The following is a 21249-nucleotide window of genomic DNA, read 5'->3' as shown; positions in this document are numbered from 1 at the left end:
CCTTCCTTTGGTACGGAACCCGTATATTTGCGCTCGCAAGTAACCAGGAGCACACGCATGAATAATTTTATAGAGGAATTACGGTGGCGGGGAATGCTACAAGACATGACCGCAGGTATTGAAGAACATCTCAACAAGGGGAAGGCAACCGCCTATTTGGGCTTTGACCCTACGGCAGACTCCCTGCATATTGGGCATTTGGTGGGCGTCATGACCTTGCTTCACTTTCAGCGGGCCGGACATCAGCCGGTAGCCCTGATAGGCGGCGCCACCGGAATGATCGGTGACCCCTCCTTTAAATCCGCCGAACGAAACCTGCTTGACGAAGAGACCCTTGATCGGAACATCGCCGGAATTCAAAAGCAGCTGGAAAAATTCCTTGATTTCGGTTCGGACAAGCCCAATCAGGCGCTGTTGGTCAATAATTACGACTGGATGGCCGGCTTTTCCTTCCTGGAGTTTATTCGGGATGTGGGGAAATACATAACGGTCAACTACATGATGGCCAAGGACTCCGTAAAGCGGAGGTTGGAAGAGGGAAATGGTCTTTCCTTTACCGAATTTACCTATCAACTCATACAGGGCTACGACTTTTACCACCTGTGGAAGCATCAAAATTGCAGCATCCAACTGGGGGGCTCCGATCAATGGGGCAATATTGTGACCGGGACCGAGCTGATTCGAAAAAAAGAAGGCGGAGAAGCGTATGCGCTGACCGTTCCCCTGATCACCAAGGCAGACGGAAGCAAATTTGGGAAGACCGAAGGGGGAAGCGTTTGGTTGGACCCGGAAAAAACCTCTCCCTACGCATTTTATCAATTCTGGCTTAACGTATCGGATGCCGATGCCGCAAAATACATTCGCATATTCACCACGCTGGACCGTGAGGCAATCGAAGCGCTGGAAAAAGAGCACGCAGAAGGACCACACCTTCGCCTACTCCAAAAAGCCATCGCCAAAGATGTAACCATTCGTATCCACAGTGAGGCAGACTATGAAATGGCCCTAAAAGCCTCCGGAATCCTTTTTGGCAAATCCTCCCTGGAAGACCTTGCTTCCCTGGACGAACGCACCTTTCTTCAGGTGTTTGACGGCGTGCCCGTCATGCCGGTGGAACGTTCCTCCTATCTTAACGCGGAAAATGTGGTCGAACTGCTTTGTACAGACCAAACGATTTTCGCATCAAAGGGCGAAGCGCGAAAATTGATACAGGGGGGAGGACTCTCTATCAATAAGATTAAAATCACGGATCCCCATGCCAAACCGGAGATCCCCTTGCTTCAGGAAACCTATCTGCTCGTGCAAAAGGGGAAAAAGAACTATTTTATCATCACCATCACCGGTTAATGAAACCCACGGCATGCGTGGAATCCCGATGAACAGCCAGACTCAAGAATGGGCGTTTACGAAAGACAACAGCGAGAGAAAAAAATCCTGGAGGCGGCGATCCAGCTTTTTGGTGAAAAGGGGCTGCATGTTACCACAATGGCGGACGTTGCCAGGAAAACGCGAATTAGTAAGGGACTGATTTACTTTTACTACAAGAGTAAAGAAGACCTGTACCTGGCCCTCACAAAAAAGGGCATGGATGAGTTGAAAGAGCTGTTCAACAAATCTTTTGGAAAACCAAAGGAAAAAACCGGTTTGGAAATAATGACCACGCTGGTCGAGGGCTACCTCTCGTTTGCCCGGGAAAAAGCGGTCTTCCATGGCGCCCTGCTCGACTTTCTGTCCGTGCTTGATTCTTATCAGGTGCAAAGAGAAAAGGTCAGCCCCCTGATTTTGGAAAGTCCCTATTTTACCAAACTGCTTCAAAGTCATCACGATCTGGCTAAACTGGGAATCAAAGCCATTTCCATGGGTATACAGGACGGCAGCATCCGTCCGGATTTGCATGCAGAAAGTGCGTTTTATACCCTATGGAGCATGATGATTGGCTACACCAAGGTGACGGGTTCGGTATCCCTGGAGCCCGGTGATATCAAGATAAATGCCGAGAGCTGGAAAAACGGCTTCTTAAAATTAATTTTTGAGATTCTCAAGGGAAGCAATACGCCTTTTAAAAGTCAGCCGGTTCAGGGCAAACTGTTTTAGTGATTGTACCGGGTCCACACTTACTGGGTTTTCGGAAATAAACTAGCGTAGAAAAGCGATTAGGCACCTTTCTTGTGCTAGTTAGGCCAAAGCATGTAAAACCAAATTTATGAATTATGGATTTAGTAATCGGATTTTTGTTTGTACTGGCTGTCGCGCTTGCGTTGTATTTGATTTTCAAGCGAATTTTTAGTCGAAAAAAGGGCCAGGTAGACCGGACGCAGGAACTCTCATCCAAGGAGGTGATCGGCAAGGAGGTATCAAATTTTGATGCAGATACCCAAAAAGGGGATACAACGGATGAATCGTCCAAAAACCCCTAGTTGGCTCTCTTGCACCTGATCTAACCGCCGTCCGGTAGTCTCCTACCCTATCCCATTCCTGAATTGGGAAAGTCCCCCGCGCTTTCCCGTCGTTATCCACTGGGAAATCCCTCTGCGGGTTGGTAGCGGCATGCCCGTTTGCTCAAGGCGGGCCCAGGTTTTTCCAGTTGATACCTTTGGGGCAATAATCCACGAAAATTAAATGATAAGCGGATGTGTGAAATTCATAGGAATACGCTAAATTGTACCTGAAACATTAAAAATTGATTTTTCTACCAAAAAGACCATGGATTTAAGTTCGCTGTTTTCGCTTCAAAACAAAGTTGCCATCGTTACAGGTGCCAGTAGAGGTATTGGTTTTTCGATTGCTCATTTTTTTGCGGCCGCTGGTGCAAAGGTTGTGATCAACAGCCGGAATCAGGAACGATTGGATGAGGTGACGCACAAGCTTCGGGAGAAAGGATACGAGGTGATCGGGATTGCTAACAATATTGGCTATCCCGAAGATCGGCAAAACCTAATCAATCAGACCATTGAAAAGTACGGCCAAATTGATATTTTAGTGAATAATGCTGCGACCAATCCCGTATTTGGGCCCATTGAAGAAAATGAACTGGCGGTGTTTGACAAAATTCTTGACGTGAACCTCAAGGCTCCGTTTGAGCTTTCCAAGCTTAGTTTACCCTACCTGAGGCAATCTGCTTCGGCATCCATTATCAATATCAGCTCCACCGCTGCCTTATCGCCGGAAAAGGGACTGGGACTGTACAGCGTCAGCAAGTCGGCACTGAATTCCCTAACGAAGGCGCTTGCCAAAGAATGGGGGACGTATAATATTCGCGTAAATGCCATTTGTCCCGGGTTGATCAAAACAAAATTTAGTGAAGTGCTGTGGTCCAATGAAACGATTAAGGAGAAATTCCTATCTGATCTTCCCCTCAAACGAATCGGGGAAGAGGGGGAAATTGGAGCCATGGCCTTGTTTTTGGCCTCGCCAGCATCCAGCTACACTACGGGAGCCGTTTTCACGGTAGATGGCGGATTCAATGCCTGAGATACCATTCAGGCAGTATCTTTTGCCGTTTCAACGGCATTGTCGGCGTCCATTTCTATGGTCTGAATTTTAACTGCCTCCTTGATGGGGGTTACCTGTCCACCGATGTTCTCTGCGATAAAATAGGTTAGTTGGGCGCCGAACAAAAAAATCACCGCCGAATAGTACACCCAAATCAGCACTACCACCAGTGAACCTGCCGTACCGTAATAGCTGCCCACGTCCGCATTTCCCATATACAGCCCGATCAGGTACTTACCCAGGCCAAACAGCAGCATGGTTACAAATGCGCCCAACCAGACATCCTTCCATTTCACCACGGCATCCGGAAGTATTTTGTACATCAGGCCAAATACCAGAATTAATATACCCTGCGTCACAAAAAAGTTGATAACCGAGGCCATTTTTAAGGTATCGCTATCAAAAATCGTCGAAAAGTAATTCAAAAAAATCACAATCAGTGCATCTGCCAGCAGGGATACCAGGAGTAAAAAGCCAATGGAAGCCACCATGGAAAAGCTAAGGAGCCGGTTTACCGCAAATTTCAGCAAGCCTTTTTCCGGTTTGGATTTGATGTGCCAGATATGATTGATGCTGTTTTGAAGGCTGACAAATACCGTCGTGGCGGAAAAGATCAAGATCCCGATTCCCAAAGCCCGGGTGTACATGCCCTGACCGCTAATGGATACGTTTTTCATGACTTCGTCCAGGGTTTCTGCACTTTCATCGCCCACCAATCCGGATACCTGCGCCAGCAATTCGTCTTTTACGGTATTTTCACTGTACAAAACAGACGCGATATTTAATACAATAATAAGCAGCGCAGGTAGTGAAAAAATGGTGTAAAACGCGGTAGAAGCCGCAAAGGTCATTGAATCACTTTTTCCAAATTCCTTTACGCTGTCGGAAAGTATCTCAAAAACAGTATAGTTTTTAAGCTTTTTAAGGTTTCGTTTGATCATCGGTAGTGGTTCGGTTAACTACCGGATCTGCTTCAAAAATCATTCCTGAATTTTCGATCCCCCCGCTATTGTTCTAATCAGCGAATTCCCTGCTCGGGATACTTTCCGGTAATGGTCCGGCCAAAGGCTTTCATTTCTTCAATTTGGGCTTCCATGTTGCCGTCCGGAATGATGACAGGGCCTATTCCTGCCAGCTTTCGCTTGTAGTCTAAAAACCCAATTACCACCGGAACGCCGGCTCCCTGTGCGATGTGGTAGAATCCGGATTTCCAGCGCGGGGCATAACTACGGGTACCTTCCGGGGTAACCATAATGACCAGATCCTCGCGTTCGCGCAGCATTTGAATCATGGCTTGTGTATAGGTTTGTTTTCGTTTTCCGGGCATGCGGCTACGGTCGATGGAAATCCCCCCCAGCGCCTTGATAAGCCAGCCCAGGGGACCGACCATCACTTCCTTTTTGATGGTAAACCGGACGGGAACTCCCATCAGGTAAAAAGCAGACCTGGCGTACAGCAGGTCCCAGTTGCTGGTGTGGGGAATGGCGATCAATACGGCCTTTTTGACCCCTTCTGGCCATTCGCCGGATACTTTCCAGCCAGTGATCCAAAATACAAAACGAGCGAGTACTTTCATGGTTTGATCGAATCCAGGTTTTTGCTGCCTAATGCTTCCAGTGCGGGACTGTCCTGCAAGGCCTCCAGGCAGGCAGCATAGCCTGCAGCGTATATTTCCTTGGCTTTCTTGATTTCCAACACGCCGAAACTGGCCAATCCCGGGGGCTCAATAAAAAAATCACAATGGTGTTTTCGGCTGTAGACATTGTAGTTCATCGACAAAATCACCGTACGTTCGATGAGCCCCTTCACGTGACCAATGGCTTGGAGTTCGGGTAAATGGTTGCAATTGACACCGATGATGGTCTGGCAGCGATCCAATAGCGGCTCCACCGGAAGGTTATTCAGCACTCCTCCGTCCACGAAATAGGCGCCATCCAACGAAATGGGCTCAAACATCCCGGGAATGCAGGAGGACGCCATGATTCGCCGAATGATGGGGCCCTCGGAAAAGTACACCGTCTGCCCGGTAAGGATATTGGTGGCTGCGAGAAAGGTGGGGATTTTCAACGCTGAAAAATCATCCACCGGAAGGTATTTTTTAAACAAATCCGCAAGCCTGTCCATTTTCAGCAATGCTTTGAAACTGATGGCTGGTTTGAAGAACTTGAAATAGTTCGTTTGAACGATGATGTCCAATATTTCCTGAGGTTTGTAGCCGTAAGCATACATCACCGCTGCGATGGCGCCGGCACTGCTGCCCGACAGGTAGTCCGGGTAAATACCCTTCTCGTTTAGCGCCTGTAAGATTCCCAGGTGGGCGATTCCTCTTACCCCACCACCGGAAAGAACAATTCCTATCGAATGGTTTTTTTTCAAAATACGGTACTGGATTTGGGAAGCTTGGACAGATTTGGCTTACTCATTGACAACCCCCATGGAGCAGAATTTTTCGATCCGACTGGCAATGCGTTTCTCAGGACTGATTTTATCCAACTCCTTTAATGATTTGATAATGGTTTGTTTGATACGCGCAGCCATGTCCAGCATGTTTCGATGAGCACCTCCCAGCGGTTCCTCAATGATGCCATCGATCAAGCCGTGATTTTTCATGTCCGGGCCGGTGAGTTTCAGAGCCTCGGCAGCCTGTTCCTTATAGTCCCAACTTCGCCATAGGATCGAGGAACAGGATTCGGGGGAAATCACTGAATACCAGGTATTTTCCAACATCAAGACCCGGTCACCGATAGCGATACCCAGTGCACCTCCAGATGCCCCCTCCCCAATGATGATGCAAATCACCGGCACCCTGAGCTTGAACATCTCCCGGAGGTTTTTGGCGATCGCTTCTCCCTGACCACGCTCCTCGGCCTCGATGCCAGGGAAGGCCCCCGGTGTGTCAATCAATGTAATGATGGGTTTATTAAATTTTTCGGCCATTTTCATCAACCGCAGGGCCTTTCGGTACCCCTCGGGATTGGCCATGCCGAAATTTCGTTCCTGTCGTTGCTTGGTATTTCTTCCCTTCTGCTGACCAATAAACATAACGGTCCGACCATCGATATCGCCCAAACCTCCAATCATGGCCTTGTCGTCTTTTACCGTGCGGTCTCCGTGCAATTCGATAAAATCATTGGTCATTTCGTAGATGTAATCCAGGGCATAGGGCCGGTCACCGTGGCGGGAAAGCTGTACCCGCTGCCATCGGGTAAGGTTTTGAAAGGTCTCTTTTTTCAATGTCTGAAGTTTTTCTTCCAGAGACTGTATATCAGCCGATAAATCAATGTTTTTCCCTTTTGCCAATTGTATCATCTCGTGGAGTTTATGCTCCAGATCAGCGATAGGTTTTTCAAATTCTAATACCATAGCCTGCAGTTTTGAAGTACCAAAGATAAAAATTAATTTTTGAATCCATGATTAACGGGAACCAAAGATACCGCAGGTCCTCTATTTCAAGCCAATATCTTTCCGTCCTCCATGGTCAGCATCCGATCAGACATGCCGGCCAGGCTTTGGTTATGCGTCACAATTACAAAGGACTGCCCAAATTCGTCCCGCAGTTTAAAAAAAAGTTCGTGCAAGGATTGGGCATTTTGGGTGTCCAGGTTGCCACTGGGTTCATCGGCAAAAATCATGTCGGGGTTATTAACAAGGGCTCTGGCAACGGCCACACGCTGCTGCTCTCCACCGGACAATGCGGCGGGTTTGTGAGACAGCCGGTTTTGTATCCCCAGTAATTTCGCCAGATCTTGGGTCCGCTTCTTCAGGGCGTTTTCCGGTTTTTTCCCCATCAGGCCGGGGATCCAAATATTCTCCTCGGCGGTAAACTCCGGCAGGAGGTTGTGAAATTGAAAAATAAAGCCAATCCGATCATTTCTAAAAGTAGCTAGTCTATCGCCGGTCAATTTCAAGATATCCAATCCCTCTACTTCCAGGGTTCCGGAATCGGCTTTATCCAAGGTACCCAAAATGTGTAACAAAGTGCTTTTACCGGCACCGGATGCACCGACGATGGAGACAATTTCGCCTTTTTGTATGGAGACGTTTACCCCTTTCAACACGTGAAGATCACCGTAGTATTTTTGAATCGATTGTGCAATAAGCATAGATAAACGTGGTAAGTAGACGAACTTCAAAAACTGGAACGGTGGTAAAATTAATGAAATTTTCAAAAAAGCGGGTAGCCGCGGCGGTTTATCCGTGTGCATTTTACTATACCGCTGATTTATAACGCCATAGATCAATATAAGGTAGTAAAAAACAAACAATGTTTTCCTATTTGCCCAAAAAGCGAGACACAACCCTTGAATAATCGGACATTTGACATTAACTTCGGGCAAAAATTTGACTAGAATGAATATACACGAATATCAAGCAAAGGAAGTATTAAAGTCTTACGGAGTCAAAATACAGGAAGGTATTGTGGCGGACAGCCCGGAATCCGCACTGGAAGCCGCAAAAAAGCTCAATGAAACCACTGGTACTTCCTGGTATGTTCTGAAAGCCCAAATCCATGCCGGCGGCAGAGGAAAAGGAGAAATCAAAGAAACCGGGTCCCGGGGAGTGGTATTGGCAAGATCGCTCGATGAGGTTCCCGAAAAGGCCGGTAAGATACTGAATGGTACACTGGTAACGATCCAAACCGGTGAGGATGGAAAATTGGTGAAGAAGATTTTGGTAGCGCAAGACGTTTACTATCCCGGAAAATCCGAACCCAAAGAGTATTACCTGTCGATCTTGCTGGACAGAGCTGCGGGAAGCAACGTCATCATGGCTTCCACGGAAGGCGGCATGGACATTGAAGAAGTAGCCGAGCATAGTCCTGAGAAAATTATCAAGGAATGGGTAGACCCTTCTCTCGGAATCCAGCCCTACCAGGCACGAAAAGTTGCTTTCCAGCTGGGTTTGGAGGGGAATGCTTTCAAAGAAATGGTGAAATTTATCATGGCGCTGTATGCTGCTTACGATGCCACGGATGCCTCACAATTTGAAATCAACCCTGTTTTAAAGACGTCAGACGATCAAATCTTGGCGGTAGACGCAAAGGTAAACATAGACGACAACGCGCTCTTCCGAAATAAACCCCTGGCAGAAATGCGGGATTTGGACGAAGAAGACCCGCTGGAAGTGGAAGCCGGTGAATCCGGATTGAATTACGTAAAGCTGGACGGAAATGTGGGTTGCATGGTCAATGGAGCCGGCTTGGCCATGGCTACCATGGACATGATCAAGCTTTCCGGTGGAGAGCCTGCGAACTTCCTTGATGTGGGAGGAGGCGCCAATGCACAAACCGTGGAAGCAGGCTTTCGAATCATATTGAAAGACCCCAAGGTGAAAGCCATATTGATCAACGTGTTCGGCGGCATCGTTCGCTGCGACCGTATTGCGACGGGCGTTGTGGAAGCCTATAAGTCCATTGGAGACATACAGATACCAATCATCGTCCGCCTGCAAGGAACCAATGCCGAAGAAGGCGCAAAAATCATTGACGAATCCGGGCTGAAAGTAACTTCCGCAATAACTTTAAAAGAAGCTGCAGAAAAAGTGCAAAATGTACTGCAACCTTAAATAATTTTTATTAGTTTTGCGCCACAATCGCAAACAGGCACCCGTAGTTCAACTGGATAGAATATCGGATTTCGGCTCCGAGGGTTGAGGGTTCGAATCCTTCCGGGTGTACAAAAAAAGTCCCCTTTCTCACGAAAGGGGACTTTTTGCTTTTTGATCCCCAAGTACTGCATCGGTTAAAAGCCCGTTAATTCGGGCCGTCGGACAGGCAGCACCTAGTTGTTGATCAGAAGTCTGCTACAGGGCATTACGCCTCTTTGATCCACTTAAAAAGCGTCTGATACGTGACGCCTGTCTCTTTGCTAAAGTCGGCTTTTGTCTTTCCTTCGGCTTCCGCTTTTTTCCAGGCCTTCAATATCGCTGCCTTCTCCTGACTTGAATACGTACGTCGACCTCTGGGGATGCTCTTATCGCTTTTCCCCTCGGCTCCGTAAATAAACTGAAGGAGGTCAACAAATTTTGAAGCTTCGGTTTTTGACTGTATTCCCAACTCTCCCAAATCTTCAAGTGCGGTATCTTTGATATTTTTGGTTACAAAAGGATGGGTTCCTTTTTTATGGGCATCGTCAATTGAGTGAAATACATTTCCCTCGGCATCTTCCATGTAAACGACAGCATCTGTTTTTGAAAGATCTGCATACTTGTTTAAAAACTCTTGAATCGTCATTCTATCTTTTAATTTAAAATGAAAGGTTAATTAATAAATATATTTAATGTAAAGATACAACTATTTTTATATACAAATACACTACCAAAACAGTATATATAAAAAAAACATTCTTTAAACAGAATTGTTGCCGGATTGCGCAGCGCTTTTCCAGGGATTAACTACCCCAGGTGTAGGCAGTCAATCCTGCTATTTTTCTTTCCTGCTACTCCGCTCAACCACCCGTTCAAAATCGGGATAAAAATCTGGGTGGTCAAACCGTATTTTTTCAGCCATTATATAGCGGGTGCAAAAAAATCAGCGATAGTTTGGAAAATAAAAACTAAATGGTTAAGTTTATACGAAATGCATGTATCGTTTCAGGAAACAAAAACGTACGAAACCAGGTGATGACATTCAATCCACGTATTTTTAATCTGACTGCGGTGAGTACCTGGTATTGGGCATTGTTTTCCAATTGCCTGTCCGGAATGCAAACAGCGCTTCTTTTCCTAAAGCTGGCTGCAACCGATAGTCATTTCAAGCAGAAGGCCAACGGGAGCCATTGCAGCAATTTCCCTGCTTCGGAGTCTTTTTGGGCTTTTCCGCCGGAATCCATTTCACCCGTCGAGATAACATACGCTATACAAACCGTTCCATTCAATACTTACACCAGGAAAATCAATTAACTATGGCAACCATTATCAACTACATGTGGCAAAGTACGTTCTGCCTGGCCTTTTTTTATGGGCTGTATTGGGTTTTTTTAAAAAATGAAAAAACGTTTTTGGTCAATCGGGTCTATCTATTGCTTACCCCCTTACTGGCAATTATATTTCCGTTGGTAGAGATACCTGTCGCCTTTGACAAGCCGAGTATATCGCTGGAAAATACGGCATTCTTACGCGCGTTTGACACATCCGACACGGCTGAAATTGTTGGCACCTTTGGCTTACCCGAAGTAACGGTGACAGGGAGTAAATTACCGACACTATGGGAAATTACCGATTACCTGCTGTTGATTTATTTGCTGGTTGCCGGAATCCTACTTACTCATTTGCTCTGGCAATATTTCCAATTGCGGCAATTATTGGAAAAGGGATGGTACCAGACGGTTTATATATTAACGGATAATTACTTCAAAGTTCCTACTTATGGATTGGCTCCTGTTTTTTCTTTTTTTGATAAGGTATTCTGGGAAGATCATCCCCACTTACTGGACCGGGAGAAAGCGCAAATCCTGGAACACGAACTGGAACACGTGAGACAACGCCACTCCTACGATGTTCTCTATTACCAGCTACTTAGTACGATTTTCTGGTTCAACCCCATGATTCACCTGATGCGTATGGCACTGGTGGACCTGCACGAGTACCAGGCGGATGCACGGGTACTAAAACGAACCGAAAACAAATTATCCTACGCACAACTGATTGCGAAGATGGCATTCAAGGGACTGGACCTACCCCTGGGAAGCTACTTTGTACGGTCCACCACACTCAACCGAATCCTGATGCTGAAGCGTCCGCAAAAAACCAATTGGTTTAAGCTGCTGATGTTGGTTCCGTTGATGGTTATGCTTTTTGGTCTGGTATCCATGAAAACCAAAGAAGGAATCACTCTTTTCAATCAAATCAGTACGCGGCCGGTGCACCTGCTGAAGAACCAGGTGCTGGCGGCACAGGATTCCCTACAGGTGGGAATCAAAATAAAAAACATGAAAAACCCGGTGCATTACGAACGTATCGGAGCACTCGAAAACCAGCAACTAGTCGCTCAATTGGGCGAACTTTCTTACGAGTTTTCGGGTATTCAGACCGAACACGACTATTTCCGGGTATTGGATTTAATTGAATCCTTGCGTTCCAATTCCACCATGGTCAAACGGTATGAAAACGCCCTGGACTTTGAATCGGTGGAGCAACAACCAATCCCCGCTGCGGGGTGGGAAAGTTGGTACAATTACCTGCAGCAAAGCCTTCATGCCAGCCGGGAAGGCTTGCGTCCCATCTCGGGTTCGGTGGCCCTCGAATTTATTATTGACCAGGAAGGCAAAATCATGCATCCGGTTATCAAAAAGAGTTTCGGCGGTACGGTGGACCAGCAGCTGTTGGATGCAATCAGCCATCCGGATGCTCCTGTCTGGATTCCCGGAGCGCATGCGGGCAGCTCCGTCCCCGTTGTCGTCCAGGCCAGCTTGTTCCTCACCGAAGATGCCGGTAAACGGGAACAATCTGGTAGGGAAAGCCTCCAGCCACCGCTTCCGGTAGCGAATCCGGCGGTCAGCGACCGGATACTACCCAACGCAACTTCTGTAAACAAAACGGCATCCGGAGAAACCATCAACGATTTAAAATCCGGAGCCATTAAACTGGGAGACGCCGCTACCGGGCATTTTCTAAAAAATCTAACGTATCCGAAGACCGATCGGAAAGAGGCCACCGTCGGAACGGCGTTACTCAAGATACGAACCGACCGGATGGGTAAGGTACTCTCCTACGAAATTGTGGATTCGCTTTCTCCCGAGACGCGAGAAATGTTGCTTACCGTACTGAAAGACCTGCCCCCACTCGAGCCGGTCAGTCCCAAAGACAACTACCTGGTATTGCTACCGATTACCTTTCAACTTCGGGATCAGGGTATTCCCTTGCCTCCCTCTCAGAAGCGGTTGTATGGGGAGGAAATTACTGTGAATGGCTACGGGAAATCGAACGCCGTCGAAGAAAGAAAGCCGGCGCTGCCAGCCCTGCACAAAAAAGTTTCCCTAAAAATCCTAAACAAAGACTACCTGACAATTGATGGATTCACCCTTCCCCTATCGGTTGGACTATCGAATAGTATCGCGAGTATTGTGCGACTTCAAGAATGGAATAAGGAAACCACCGAAGTGGTCTTTTATGCTGCCGAAGGCGTAAAAATGGAAACCATTCAACGCGTGCAGGAAGCACTGCGGAGTAATGGCCTCCGAAAAATCAATTATGCAGATCAGTTTCAGTCCGAACCGTTTGATTCAACCAAAGACCCTTTGCTTCTAATCGATGGGGTGATACAGCAAGATAAACGTGTCCTGACTACGACCAATCCACAGAAAATTGAGTCCATCCAAGTGATGAAGGGAGATCAAACCGATTTGTTTGGGTCAAAGGCTAAAAACGGCGTGATCCTGATCATCACCAAAAAATAAAAAACCAGCAACCGTTTATCGTGGATACCTGCCGGTTTACAGAACTTCCGTTTCCGTAAATTGGCAGGTTTTCGTTATATTGCACCCCTTGTAACCCAACAGGCACCGACCCATGCTATCCAAAACCACCTTATTCTTCGCTTTGTATTTACTCGCTTGTTTCACCGGATTTGCGCAGGATGATGCGTTCAATTACGAGGAAGCCAAGGTCCCGCCTTTTTCACTTCCCGATCCATTTGTTTCGCTGAAGGGAGAACCTATAGAAACCATACAGGACTGGGAAATCCAACGTAGGGGCGAGATCGTTTCCTTGTTTGAAAACGAGGTGTACGGACAAGTTCCCCGGGATTTGGATGCAATTCGTTTCGAACTGGTTTCCGAAGACACGCAAGCGATGAATGGAAATGCACATTTGAAGGAAATTGACATTCTGGTGGAGCGGAATGGGGATTCCAATCGCCTGCGGCTGATCTTGTTTATTCCCAATGCCCTTACCGGGCCTGCTCCGGTTTTTTTATTGATCAATCACCGGGACCCGGAAAACATCGATCCTACCCGCCAGGTGAAGACGGGATTTTGGCCGGCAGAAGAGATCGTCCAGCGAGGGTATGCAGCGGCTACTTTTCACGTAAATGACGTGTCGGACGATACCAAGGAAACCTTTAAAGAAGATATACTGAACACCCTGTATCCCGAGCAGTTAGAAATGGGGAATGGCATGCGTGGGCTGGGTGCGTGGGCCTGGGGCGCCATGAGAGCCATGGATTATTTTGTTACCGATGCACAGATTGACGCCCGAAGGGCCGCCGTCGTGGGACATTCACGGGGAGGAAAAGCTTCTTTATGGACCGGCGCACAAGACACCCGATGGGCCATCACCATCTCCAACGAATCCGGATGCGGCGGGGCAGCCTTGTCCCGGAGACGGTTTGGTGAAACGGTCAAACGAATCAATACCAATTTCCCCTATTGGTTTACCGATAATTTCAACCGGTACAACGATCAGGAGGACCTGTTACCTGTGGATCAGCACCTGCTGGTGGCGGCCATTGCACCCCGGGCCGTATACGTGGCGAGTGCCTCCGAGGATCAATGGGCCGATCCAAAGGGAGAGTTTCTTTCCCTTCGCCATGGAACGCGCGTACATCGGGAAATCTACGGGATGGAAGGTGCCTTTCCTTCCGTCCTGCCCGCCCCAGAATCCCCCTTGCATTTGCCCTATGCCGGACACCATATCCGAGAGGGAAAACACAACCTGACTCCCTACGATTGGCAGCGATTTATGGATTTTGCTGATCAACTTTACGGAAAAAGTCATGAGTAAGGGAAGAAGAACTTTCCTCAAGCGTACCGCTGGATTGGCAGGAATGAGCCTGACCGGACCGATGGACTTTATGCAAGGTCCGCATCCGGGCACAGCCGACTACCAGAGAGACCTGGGCATGCGCCTTTGTCTGGCCTATTTTTGGGGCATCGAGCAGCGAAAAACCGCCCTTGCCCGGCAAATGGATGTACTGGGTGCTGTGGGAGGAATCAATCCAGCTATGGCCGGATTAGGCAGCCAAAAACCCTGGTCCCGAGAAGTGATCAAAGGGGTAAAAGCAGCCTGGAAAAAAGAAGGACTTACCTTACGGGTCATCGAAGGGCCGCCTTCACTGGGAACAAAAACCAAACTGGGATTGTCGGGTAGGGATGAAGAAATTTCCCAGTTTATTAGCCTGCTAAAAAACCTGTCGCTGGAAGGAATCGACACCGTTTGCTACAATTGGATGCCGGTGATTAGTTGGGCCAGAACAGTAGTGGATAGGCCCGGAAGAGGCGGTGCACTGGTAAGCGGATTTGATATCGAAGAGGTCCGGGACAAGCCGCCCATCCGGGAATACGGTGAGTTAACCCATGAAGGCATGTGGGACAACCTGCAGTACTTTTTGGACGCCGTGGTACCCGAAGCAGAAAAATACCAGGTGAAGCTGGCCCTGCACCCGGACGATCCTCCGGTGGATCACATTCAGGGAATCCCCCGAATCATGACCTCGACAAAAGCTTTCGAACGTCTACTGTCCATGGCGCCCAGCTACTACAATGGAATCACATTCTGTCAGGGGAGTTTTGCCTCCATGGGGGATCGTAACGAGGGGGTGGATATCCCGGCAGCCATTCGGTATTTTGGCGCCAAAAACTCCATCCATTTTGTCCACTTCCGGGATGTGAAAGGTCATAAGCATCATTTTGAAGAAACCTTCCATGACGAAGGCAAAACCGATATGTTTGCTGCCATGCGTGCATTGCATTCGATTGGATTTACCGGACCCATCCGCCCCGACCACGTACCCACCATGGCGGGGGACAGCAACGATAAACCCGGCTATAGTACCATTGGCACCCTCTACGCCATTGGCTATATCCGGGGATTAATGGAAGGCGTGGGAAAAAGCAAGGGATAATCGCTAAGTGCCCACAATAGCTGAAATATCCAGGGAATACATTTGCCTACTTCCTTCGTGGGTGGAATCAAAAAATACCCGTCTACCCTGCTGATCGCAACGCGGATGCAGGTCACAACGCCACTCCCCAAAAAAGCGCTCCGGGGAGTAAAACTTGCCCAAAATAACCTTTCGCTTGCTCGGAACGTGGTATAGGTACAGCGTGATCAACCGTTCCTTGTCGGGATAGGTATCGTTTAAGACCCATTCTTCGTTGGTATGCGGCACGTAGGTATTGTGGCCGTTTCGGTCCATGGACGCTGCACCTATGCGTTCCATTTCCGCGGTTTTGTCTTTGATCAACCAAAACCCGGCTTCTTTACCCACGGGGCGGGTCCATACAAAAATATGTTCCGAATCCTTCCAGACGAAATGAGAAGAATTACCGGAAGGATCCGCTACATAAAGGTCTTTTCCAGTAGTGTCCACGGTAATCATTCGGGTGACAAACCCCGTTCGTGCCATCTGTTGATTTTCCAGTATTTCCGGCCGCCAGCGGTGAAGAAAGAGCAAGCGTCGGCTGTCCGGGCTCACCAGCATGTGATTAAACCAATGCCAATTGTCGCTGACATCCTCGCCTGCATGCGGAAGGTGGGCCAAATCGGCCAAACTCAACAAATGGTTGGTAGTACCGGTACGCAAATCCATTGTATAAAGTCCGATTTCATCCGGTGCTTTTTGCGCCTGGTAGGGGTCCGGAATGCCAGCGTATCCATACCCTGGCCGAAGGTTTTGTATCCGGTTAAAGGCCGTTCCCACAGCAAAGGCCCCATCCGGCGACAGGGCATATACCGGTTGGGGCAAGGTACGTGTCTGTCCGCTGTGGATATGGTAAATTCGGCTTACGTAGCCTCCCGCTTCCCGATCATTCCAGATCACTTCTTCAGCCGAACCCGGTATCCATTGCAGCATACATGACTGCTGCCAACCCCAGGCGAGGCTCTCTCCAATCGTTTTCCAGCTGTGGCCTTCCTGAAGGTCAATCAGACCAATTTCCAGCCGATCGGTATCCTCTGGCGATCGGCCCTCAAAAGTAACCTTACAGCCCAGGGCATAGCGCCCCGACGGATCCACCTGCCATTTGTCGTAGTAGCCAAACCAGTGCCCCTGCGGGCCTTCGGTGATCCGTACCGGTTGCCTCTCAGCAGCCCTGCTTATCCAGGCCGGTCCGCTGGTCAGGGCGGCGGCGATCAGGCCGGACCTGCGGATAAATGTCCTTCGGTCAATCATTAACGATGATATTTAGATGTGGGCTTTAGAATGACCGTATCTCCGTAATGAATCCTGGCTTCCTGTAATTGTTCCTTCATAAGGGATACCTGGCCTTGGTATTCCGCATCCGAATAGCGGCTATGCATTTCATTGGGGTCGTTTTTCAAGTCAAAAAACTCCCATTCATCGATGGTGTAGTAATGTATCAGTTTGTAGCGGTCTGTTCGGATCCCGTAATGCTGCCGCACCATGTGCCAATCGGGATAGGCATAGTAATGATAGTAAATGTAATCCCGCCAGGATTTTAATTCTGTTGGGTTTTGTAGTAGCGGGAGCAGACTTCTACCCTGCATGTCGTCGGGAATGGGACTTTGCGCCATGTCCAAAATGGTTTGCGCAAAATCCAGATTTTGCACCAACTGCTTGACCTCTGTGCCTGCGGAAGTCACTCCCGGCCATTTTACCAGCAGCGGCATACGCAAGGATTCCTCGTACATCCAGCGCTTGTCGTACCAGCCATGGTCTCCCAGGTAAAACCCCTGGTCGGAGCTGTAAATAACGATGGTATTCTCTGCGAGGCCGGTTTCCTCCAGGTAATCCAATACCCGCCCGATCTCCCTATCCATGCTGGCAACCGAGCGCAGGTAATCCTTCAGGTACCGTTGGTATTTCCATTCGGTAAGTTCCTTCCCGGAAAGGTTGGCTTCCCTGAAGGCCGCATTTTCCGGCCCGTAGGCAGCGTCAAATTCGGCCAACTGCGCATCGGTCATGTAGGTAGGATAGACCAGCTTCAGGTCCCGGTAATTCATGTCAGCAGCGATCTCCATTTCCTGTTCCCGGGTGGCACTGGTACGATTTTCGTATTCGTCGTAAAAATTGGTAGGCAGGGGCAAATCCAGGTCTTTGTAAAGGCCGTATTCCTCCGGAGCAGGGACCCATTCCCGGTGCGGCGTCTTGTGGGAATACGCCAGAAAAAAGGGTTTATTCGTATCCTTCTGTCCTTCCAGGAATCCGATGGCGCGATCGGTAATGAGGGTGGCCGTATATCCGGTCTCCTCCTGCTGCCCCCCTGCCTCCGTGAAGATCGGATTGTAATAGGACCCCTGACCGTTGCCGCGCGTCAATACCGACCAGTAATCAAAGCCGGTGGGCTCGGACAGCAAATGCCACTTTCCGATCCAGGCGGTTCGGTAACCGGAACGCTGAAGGATTTTTGGAAAGGTCTGCTGGGCACCATTGAACGTGGTATCGTTGTTCAGCATGCCGTTGTAGTGGCTGTGCTTGCCTGTTAAGATGACAGCGCGGCTTGGACCACAAATGGAATTGGTGCAAAAGGCATTCGTAAACCGTACCCCTTCCTCTGCCAGCCGGTCCAGGTTTGGCGTTTGAATATAGGGGTGGAGTTCGGGATTTCCTGCTTTTGGTCCATAAGCGCCGATGGCATGCGTGGCATGATCGTCGCTGAAGATAAACAAAATGTTGGGTCGGTCCGGTTTCGAAGGTTGTGTCGGATTGCAGGAAAATAACTGAAAGAAAAGCGCCACCGCACCCCCGTAAAGAAACCGTTTCATGGCCATTTTTTTAAAATAAAATTATTTTTTTTCTATATTACTCAAACATTCAGAAAATCAAAAATTGTCAACCGAAAAATAACTTTTATCAGGCCTCGCTTCCCCTGCGCTGCATTGCAGCATACGGGATGCCTGTACCTACCCATTGATCGTACAGCCTGTACCTACCGGGTAGGAAAACCATAAACAAACGAACGATGAAACGTTGGATCAAGGTATTGTTGCTTTCCTTATTGCTTGTTATGCTGCTACTTGTGGGCTACGGCGCCTACCAATTTCGGGACCGTCATCCAGGCTATTCACTTGACTTATTTCTGGAAAAAAAACAGCCGGGAACCATTCAAGCAGGATTTGCGAAGGTGGACATCAGTCCCATTGGATTTGATACCTGGTCGGACGCCAATGGGGATGCCCGCTACCGGGAAAAAGATGGTGACACCTATCATGACTTGAATCAAAACGGAAAATTCGACCCCATCTGGGTGGCAGGCTTTCATCAGAATAAACCTGCTTCCGGAATAAACGATCCCCTTTGGGCGCGAAGCATGGTATTGGGAGACGGAAACCATACCCTGGGACTTTGCATCATCGACATGATCGGATTTGGAAACGACGAAGTGGTGACTCTGCGGAAGCGCATTTTAGAAAAAACGAACCTGGATCACTTGATCATCGCCAGCACCCATGTGCATTCTTCTCCGGATCTGATGGGGATGTGGGGGCCCGGACCGTTTAGCAGAGGCGTGAATGAGGACTACCAGCAGCAAGTTTTCGATGGAATTGAGGCATCGGTGCTGGCGGCCCTGGAAGAGCTGCGACCCGCCCGACTGAAATTTGCTGTCAACGAAAGTGAGGCGATCCCACTGGTCGGCGATAGCCGGGAGCCAACCGTACTCGATCCGGCCATCCGACTGATGCAGGTATGCGAACGAGACACAGATAAGACGATAGGAATGCTGCTGAACTGGGGCAACCATCCGGAAACGCTTTGGTCTCAAAACACGCTGATCAGTTCCGATTTCCCCCATTACTGGCGGAAATACATGGAGGAGGGCATCGTCCTAGGAGACACGGTCCTTCACGAAGGACTAGGTGGAGTGGCGATCTTTATGAACGGTGCCCTTGGAGGTTTGATGACGACGCGTCCCAGCGACACCGTTGTACACCCGTACACGGGCAGGGCGCTCAGTGAGCCCGGGATCGAGAAAATAGACGCACAGGGCCTTGCCCTGGCAGCTATTAGCTTTGAAACCCTAAATTCTGGAATCGATAGCATCGCGGAAGGAAGCCTCTCGCTGCGGGCCAAAACCGTAACGCTTCCCATGACAAACAAGCTATTTCGACTTGCCGCATTTGTGGGCGTTTTTGACCGGGGCTTTGTCGAATGGGGCAGCGTGCGGTCCGAGGTCAGTGCGTGGACGATTGGCCCGGCATCCTTTGTACATATTCCGGGCGAACTGTATCCCGAAATTGCCAACGGGGGCGTGGAGTCACCCGAGGGCGCGGACTTTGCTATAGAACCGGTGGAAGTTCCTTCCATTCGGAGCCAGATGCAGGGGACCTACCGCTTTTTTAGTGGCATGGCAAATGATATGATTGGCTACATTGTACCCAAAAGCCAATGGGACGAGAAGCCTCCCTTTACCTATGGTAGAGACAGTGCCCCTTATGGAGAGGTAAACTCGCTGGGACCGGAAACGGCGCCAATTCTACACCGGGAAACCCTGCAAATCCTACAAGATCTACGGTAAGTCCCAGAAGAAGGGAGTCGCCTTAGAGCCAGCAGTCCCCGCTACCTTGGTCCTCTGGTGGGCTGGGGCAGCAATTTTTACGGCGGAAAACAAAAAGGGCAAACAAAAAGGGTTGAATGCCTGTGCATTCAACCCTCCACTTGTTGCGGTTTTTGGTGGCCGTTTATTATTTGGAAATATACTGTACCAGGTCCACTACCTTGTTGGAATAGCCCCATTCGTTGTCGTACCAGGCCACCAGTTTTACGAATTTATCGCTTAACTGTATGCCGGCTCCAGCATCGAAGATAGACGTACGGGCATCACCAATGAAATCATTGGATACGACCGCGTCTTCGGTATAGCCAAGGATTCCTTTCAGATCACCTTCGGAGGCTTCTTTCATTTTGGCACAAATCTCCTCGTAGCTGGCTCCTTTCACCAGGCGAACGGTAAGATCTACTACGGAAACATCCGGCGTGGGAACGCGGAAAGCCATACCGGTAAGTTTGCCATTCAACTCGGGGATCACCTTTCCTACGGCCTTCGCAGCACCGGTAGAGGAAGGAATGATATTTTGTCCGGCGCCTCTGCCCCCTCTCCAATCCTTTGCGGAGGGTCCATCTACCGTTTTCTGGGTGGCGGTGGTGGCATGAACGGTGGTCATTAGCCCTTCTTCAATGCCCCAGTTATCGTTTACTACCTTGGCAAGTGGCGCCAGACAGTTGGTGGTACAGGATGCGTTGGACACGTACACCATGTCCGGGGTATAGGAAGATTCATTAACACCCATGACAAACATGGGGGTATCGTCTTTGGAAGGTGCAGACATCACGACCTTTTTGGCACCTGCGTCGATGTGTCCTTTGGCTGTTTCCTTGGTCAAAAACAAACCCGTAGATTCTACGATGATTTCAGCACCGATATCCGACCATTTTAAATCCGCGGGATTTCTTTCGGAAGTAACGCGGATGGCCGTTCCATTTACTACCAGTTTCCCGTCTTTTACTTCCACATCACCCTTGAATTGTCCGTGCGTGGAATCGTATTTTAGCATGTAGGCCATGTAGTCTACATCAATTAAGTCATTGATGCCTACGATTTGTACATCATCTCTTTCCTGAGCGGCGCGGAACACAAGTCTTCCAATCCTGCCGAATCCATTGATACCTACTTTGATTTTTTCCATAATCTAACTTTTCTATTCTAAGGTTTAAAAGAGTAATAGCAACTGCAATTCCTTATCTCGCCGGGATAATTTGTCCGCAAGGCGAACGAATCATAATTAGCAAAACAAGGATTTTGAACAATCCTACCGAAATTTTCAATGGTCAAATTTATAAAAATTTAATTTATCATTGAAATT

18 protein-coding genes and 1 tRNA gene are annotated in these 21249 nt (G+C 48.7%); 10 read left to right on the top strand and 9 right to left on the bottom strand.

Annotated features, from left to right (window positions below):
* The first annotated feature begins 57 nt into the window (after positions 1-57).
* The 4 genes from tyrS (at position 58) to GCU44_RS15530 (ending at position 3471) form a co-directional block, all read left to right on the top strand.
* The gene (gene tyrS, locus GCU44_RS15545; protein WP_154857443.1) at positions 58-1347 is read left to right on the top strand and encodes a tyrosine--tRNA ligase; all 1290 of its coding nucleotides are present in this window, start codon (positions 58-60) and stop codon (positions 1345-1347) included.
* A gap of 48 nt (positions 1348-1395) precedes the next feature.
* The gene (locus GCU44_RS15540) at positions 1396-2094 is read left to right on the top strand and encodes a TetR/AcrR family transcriptional regulator (protein WP_154857441.1); all 699 of its coding nucleotides are present in this window, start codon (positions 1396-1398) and stop codon (positions 2092-2094) included.
* Between the two features lie 116 nt (positions 2095-2210).
* The gene (locus GCU44_RS15535) at positions 2211-2417 is read left to right on the top strand and encodes a hypothetical protein (protein WP_092168828.1); all 207 of its coding nucleotides are present in this window, start codon (positions 2211-2213) and stop codon (positions 2415-2417) included.
* 286 nt (positions 2418-2703) lie between these two features.
* Positions 2704-3471 (top strand): SDR family NAD(P)-dependent oxidoreductase, encoded by a 768-nt coding sequence (locus tag GCU44_RS15530; RefSeq protein WP_092168825.1) that lies wholly within the window; start codon positions 2704-2706, stop codon positions 3469-3471.
* Positions 3472-3479: 8 nt separating this feature from the next.
* Here the strand turns inward: GCU44_RS15530 and GCU44_RS15525 are convergent, their stop codons facing one another.
* The 5 genes from GCU44_RS15525 to GCU44_RS15505 all read right to left on the bottom strand — a co-directional run bounded on the left by GCU44_RS15525 (position 3480) and on the right by GCU44_RS15505 (position 7595).
* Positions 3480-4433: a YihY/virulence factor BrkB family protein gene (locus GCU44_RS15525; RefSeq protein WP_154857438.1), complete on the bottom strand. Its 954-nt coding sequence runs from the start codon at positions 4431-4433 to the stop codon at positions 3480-3482.
* A gap of 77 nt (positions 4434-4510) precedes the next feature.
* Positions 4511-5068: a 1-acyl-sn-glycerol-3-phosphate acyltransferase gene (locus GCU44_RS15520; protein WP_092168819.1), complete on the bottom strand. Its 558-nt coding sequence runs from the start codon at positions 5066-5068 to the stop codon at positions 4511-4513.
* Positions 5065-5868, bottom strand: coding sequence for a patatin-like phospholipase family protein (locus GCU44_RS15515; RefSeq protein WP_154857436.1), 804 nt, complete (start codon positions 5866-5868; stop codon positions 5065-5067). Before GCU44_RS15515 ends, GCU44_RS15520 begins: the two co-directional genes overlap by 4 nt.
* A 39-nt stretch (positions 5869-5907) precedes the next feature.
* A complete protein-coding gene (locus GCU44_RS15510; RefSeq protein WP_092168813.1) occupies positions 5908-6855 on the bottom strand; it encodes an acetyl-CoA carboxylase carboxyltransferase subunit alpha in 948 nt (315 codons plus the stop codon).
* Positions 6856-6941: 86 nt separating this feature from the next.
* Positions 6942-7595, bottom strand: a complete 654-nt coding sequence (locus GCU44_RS15505) for an ABC transporter ATP-binding protein (RefSeq protein WP_154857433.1) — start codon at positions 7593-7595, stop codon at positions 6942-6944.
* Between the two features lie 247 nt (positions 7596-7842).
* Between GCU44_RS15505 and sucC the strand changes: the two genes are divergently transcribed.
* Both sucC and GCU44_RS15495 read left to right on the top strand, forming a co-directional pair.
* Positions 7843-9057 carry an ADP-forming succinate--CoA ligase subunit beta gene (gene sucC / locus GCU44_RS15500; RefSeq protein ID WP_092168807.1) on the top strand — a complete coding sequence of 405 codons (1215 nt, stop codon included), beginning with the start codon at positions 7843-7845 and terminating at the stop codon, positions 9055-9057.
* 37 nt (positions 9058-9094) lie between these two features.
* Positions 9095-9168 (top strand) — tRNA-Arg (locus GCU44_RS15495).
* A gap of 136 nt (positions 9169-9304) precedes the next feature.
* On the opposite strand, the gene GCU44_RS15490 is transcribed toward GCU44_RS15495, so the two are convergent.
* Positions 9305-9724: a transposase gene (locus GCU44_RS15490; protein WP_154857431.1), complete on the bottom strand. Its 420-nt coding sequence runs from the start codon at positions 9722-9724 to the stop codon at positions 9305-9307.
* A gap of 670 nt (positions 9725-10394) precedes the next feature.
* Here GCU44_RS15490 and GCU44_RS15485 point away from each other — a divergent pair.
* The 3 genes from GCU44_RS15485 to GCU44_RS15475 all read left to right on the top strand — a co-directional run bounded on the left by GCU44_RS15485 (position 10395) and on the right by GCU44_RS15475 (position 15331).
* Positions 10395-12887 carry a M56 family metallopeptidase gene (locus tag GCU44_RS15485; RefSeq protein ID WP_154857429.1) on the top strand — a complete coding sequence of 831 codons (2493 nt, stop codon included), beginning with the start codon at positions 10395-10397 and terminating at the stop codon, positions 12885-12887.
* Positions 12888-12999: 112 nt separating this feature from the next.
* Complete coding sequence (locus GCU44_RS15480; protein ID WP_154857427.1) at positions 13000-14211, top strand: alpha/beta hydrolase family protein; 1212 nt, start codon at positions 13000-13002, stop codon at positions 14209-14211.
* On the top strand, positions 14204-15331 hold the full coding sequence (locus GCU44_RS15475; RefSeq protein ID WP_154857425.1) for a mannonate dehydratase: 1128 nt from the start codon (positions 14204-14206) through the stop codon (positions 15329-15331). Before GCU44_RS15480 ends, GCU44_RS15475 begins: the two co-directional genes overlap by 8 nt.
* 3 nt (positions 15332-15334) lie before the next feature.
* Here GCU44_RS15475 and GCU44_RS15470 read toward each other — a convergent pair whose 3' ends face one another.
* Both GCU44_RS15470 and GCU44_RS15465 read right to left on the bottom strand, forming a co-directional pair.
* A complete protein-coding gene (locus tag GCU44_RS15470; protein WP_194201673.1) occupies positions 15335-16600 on the bottom strand; it encodes a hypothetical protein in 1266 nt (421 codons plus the stop codon).
* On the bottom strand, positions 16600-18153 hold the full coding sequence (locus tag GCU44_RS15465; protein ID WP_161993951.1) for a sulfatase family protein: 1554 nt from the start codon (positions 18151-18153) through the stop codon (positions 16600-16602). Before GCU44_RS15465 ends, GCU44_RS15470 begins: the two co-directional genes overlap by 1 nt.
* Positions 18154-18350: 197 nt before the next feature.
* Here GCU44_RS15465 and GCU44_RS15460 point away from each other — a divergent pair, with 197 nt between their 5' ends.
* The gene (locus GCU44_RS15460) at positions 18351-19904 is read left to right on the top strand and encodes a hypothetical protein (RefSeq protein WP_154857420.1); all 1554 of its coding nucleotides are present in this window, start codon (positions 18351-18353) and stop codon (positions 19902-19904) included.
* A 166-nt stretch (positions 19905-20070) separates the two neighbouring features.
* Here the strand turns inward: GCU44_RS15460 and gap are convergent, their stop codons facing one another.
* Entirely contained in the window at positions 20071-21072 is a 1002-nt protein-coding gene (gap, locus tag GCU44_RS15455; protein WP_092168792.1) for a type I glyceraldehyde-3-phosphate dehydrogenase, read from the bottom strand.
* Between the last annotated feature and the right edge of the window lie 177 nt (positions 21073-21249).

Origin of the sequence: Cyclobacterium xiamenense, from assembly GCF_009467825.1 — a bacterium.
GTDB classification, from domain to species: Bacteria; Bacteroidota; Bacteroidia; order Cytophagales; family Cyclobacteriaceae; genus Cyclobacterium; species Cyclobacterium xiamenense.
The sequence above is the reverse complement of the archived record's forward strand: the minus strand, read 5'-3'. Positions and strand labels throughout refer to the sequence as shown.

Coding starts and splice junctions, on each gene's coding strand:
- tyrS (WP_154857443.1), top strand. CDS start 58: ATGAATAATTTTATAGAGGAATTACGGTGGCGGGGAATGCTACAAGAC.
- GCU44_RS15540 (WP_154857441.1), top strand. CDS start 1,396: ATGGGCGTTTACGAAAGACAACAGCGAGAGAAAAAAATCCTGGAGGCG.
- GCU44_RS15535 (WP_092168828.1), top strand. CDS start 2,211: ATGGATTTAGTAATCGGATTTTTGTTTGTACTGGCTGTCGCGCTTGCG.
- GCU44_RS15530 (WP_092168825.1), top strand. CDS start 2,704: ATGGATTTAAGTTCGCTGTTTTCGCTTCAAAACAAAGTTGCCATCGTT.
- GCU44_RS15525 (WP_154857438.1), bottom strand. CDS start 4,433: ATGATCAAACGAAACCTTAAAAAGCTTAAAAACTATACTGTTTTTGAG.
- GCU44_RS15520 (WP_092168819.1), bottom strand. CDS start 5,068: ATGAAAGTACTCGCTCGTTTTGTATTTTGGATCACTGGCTGGAAAGTA.
- GCU44_RS15510 (WP_092168813.1), bottom strand. CDS start 6,855: ATGGTATTAGAATTTGAAAAACCTATCGCTGATCTGGAGCATAAACTC.
- GCU44_RS15505 (WP_154857433.1), bottom strand. CDS start 7,595: ATGCTTATTGCACAATCGATTCAAAAATACTACGGTGATCTTCACGTG.
- sucC (WP_092168807.1), top strand. CDS start 7,843: ATGAATATACACGAATATCAAGCAAAGGAAGTATTAAAGTCTTACGGA.
- GCU44_RS15490 (WP_154857431.1), bottom strand. CDS start 9,724: ATGACGATTCAAGAGTTTTTAAACAAGTATGCAGATCTTTCAAAAACA.
- GCU44_RS15485 (WP_154857429.1), top strand. CDS start 10,395: ATGGCAACCATTATCAACTACATGTGGCAAAGTACGTTCTGCCTGGCC.
- GCU44_RS15480 (WP_154857427.1), top strand. CDS start 13,000: ATGCTATCCAAAACCACCTTATTCTTCGCTTTGTATTTACTCGCTTGT.
- GCU44_RS15475 (WP_154857425.1), top strand. CDS start 14,204: ATGAGTAAGGGAAGAAGAACTTTCCTCAAGCGTACCGCTGGATTGGCA.
- GCU44_RS15470 (WP_194201673.1), bottom strand. CDS start 16,600: ATGATTGACCGAAGGACATTTATCCGCAGGTCCGGCCTGATCGCCGCC.
- GCU44_RS15465 (WP_161993951.1), bottom strand. CDS start 18,153: ATGAAACGGTTTCTTTACGGGGGTGCGGTGGCGCTTTTCTTTCAGTTA.
- GCU44_RS15460 (WP_154857420.1), top strand. CDS start 18,351: ATGAAACGTTGGATCAAGGTATTGTTGCTTTCCTTATTGCTTGTTATG.
- gap (WP_092168792.1), bottom strand. CDS start 21,072: ATGGAAAAAATCAAAGTAGGTATCAATGGATTCGGCAGGATTGGAAGA.